We start from the raw sequence: 1338 nt of genomic DNA on the forward strand, positions 1-1338 counted from the left end.
TGCAAGCGGACGGCGCCTGGGCCGATGTGGACACCAAGCGGGTGGCAATGTGTGTACGGGTGCGCATCAAACCCGGTGAACGCATTGCGCTGGACGGCAGCATCGTTAGCGGCCGCTCGGCCATCAACCAGGCGCCGATCACCGGCGAAAGCCTGCCGGTTGAAAAGACCGAAGGCGACCCGGTGTTTGCCGGCACCATCAACGAGTCCGGCTCGTTTGAATACACCGTCACCGCCGCTGCGAACAACAGCACGCTGGCCCGCATCATCCATGCGGTGGAAGAGGCCCAGGGCGCACGCGCACCCACGCAGCGGTTTGTCGACCAATTCGCCAAGGTCTACACGCCGGTGGTGTTTGCGATTGCGCTGGCCATTGCTATCCTGCCGCCCTTGCTGATGGGTGGTCTCTGGTTTGACTGGATCTACAAGGCGCTAGTGTTGTTGGTCATAGCCTGCCCCTGCGCGCTGGTGATCTCCACGCCAGTCACCATCGTCAGCGGTCTGGCAGCAGCTGCGCGCCAAGGCATCCTCATCAAGGGTGGCGTGTACCTGGAAGAAGGCCGCAAACTGAAATGGCTGGCGCTGGACAAGACCGGCACCATCACCCAGGGCAAGCCGGTTCAAACCGATTTTGCGTTGCTGAATGGTGGTGATGTGGCGCTGGTGCGCAGCCTGGCCGCCAGCCTGGCCAGCCGCTCCGACCACCCGGTGTCGCGGGCTGTGGCGCAGGCTGCGCAAGCGGATAGTGTTGTATTGATTGAGGTGGATGGTTTCGAGGCCTTGCCCGGACGCGGCACCAAGGGTCGTATCAACGGCACGTTGTACTACCTGGGCAATCACCGCCTGATCCATGAACAAGGCCGTTGCTCCGATGCGCTGGAAGCGCAGTTGTCTGTGCTGGAAAAACAAGGCAAGACCGTAATCCTGCTGGTTGACGAACAGAGTGTGTTGGGTTTGTTCGCCGTGGCCGACACTGTCAAGGACAGCAGTCGCCAGGCCATTGCCGAACTACACGCGCTGGGCATCAAGACCATCATGCTGACCGGCGACAACGCCCACACCGCAGCCGCCATTGCCGCGCAGGTTGGCATAGACGAAGCGCGCGGCGACCTGCTGCCCGAAGACAAACTCAAGGCCATCGAGGCCAAGATGGGCGCGGGCGGTGAGCATGGTGAGCGCAGTGTGGTGGGCATGGTGGGCGACGGTATCAACGACGCACCGGCCTTGGCACGCAGTGACATCGGTTTTGCGATGGGCGCCGCCGGCACCGGCACTGCGATTGAGACGGCCGACGTCGCGCTGATGGACGACGACCTGCGTAAGCTGCCACGATTTGTGC

1 protein-coding gene is annotated in these 1338 nt (G+C 62.6%); it reads left to right on the forward strand.

Features of this window, described 5'->3' with window-relative positions:
- Positions 1-1338, forward strand: a 1338-nt coding sequence (locus AC097P_RS24055; RefSeq protein WP_479612947.1) for a heavy metal translocating P-type ATPase, incomplete at both ends; no start/stop codon positions are given.

It is taken from the genome of Rhodoferax sp. ZS1R8 (assembly GCF_056521325.1).